2 protein-coding genes are annotated in these 472 nt (G+C 37.7%); both read left to right on the plus strand.

Going from position 1 to position 472, the window contains the following annotated elements:
• Positions 1–187, plus strand: a 187-nt coding sequence (locus ACYVRA_RS08675) for a hypothetical protein (RefSeq protein ID WP_461252318.1), incomplete at its 5' end; no start/stop codon positions are given.
• Positions 165–383: an ATP-binding cassette domain-containing protein gene (locus tag ACYVRA_RS08680; protein ID WP_461252319.1), complete on the plus strand. Its 219-nt coding sequence runs from the start codon at positions 165–167 to the stop codon at positions 381–383. The genes ACYVRA_RS08675 and ACYVRA_RS08680, both read left to right, overlap by 23 nt.
• The last annotated feature ends 89 nt before the right edge of the window (positions 384–472 follow it).

The following is a 472-nucleotide window of genomic DNA, read 5'->3' on the forward strand; positions in this document are numbered from 1 at the left end:
GATTATTTCTGTAGTAAGTTTGGCAGATATTTGTTACGAGGCTAAAATATACATTGGAACTACGATGCAGTCCTTTACTACGTGGACAATCGTGGGGCTTTTTTATCTGATTATCATTTTTATTCTTTCGCAGATTTCGGCGTATATTGAAAAAAGGTTGAGTTATGGCGATAAAAGTCCGCGTTGAAAACGTCTACAAAACATTTAATACCTTCGATGCGCTTAACGGAATAAGCCTGAATGTAGACGAGGGTGATGTAATTACCGTGATTGGTCCATCAGGTTCGGGTAAATCGACGTTTTTACGCTGTATAAACATGCTTGAAAAGCCAACATCTGTCTCTTATACACATCTAGATGTGTATAAGAGACAGATACCTTGATGGCTCAATCCTTGGATGAAACCGACACATTATATCCTCTTATTGCGAGTAAAATTGAGTATGCAAGCGATTATTCCTACATCACTTTT

The sequence above is a fragment of the Treponema sp. R8-4-B8 genome (genome assembly GCF_054786175.1).

Excerpts from the sequence above, each read along its gene's own strand:
- ACYVRA_RS08680 (WP_461252319.1), top strand. The coding sequence starts at position 165 with ATGGCGATAAAAGTCCGCGTTGAAAACGTCTACAAAACATTTAATACC.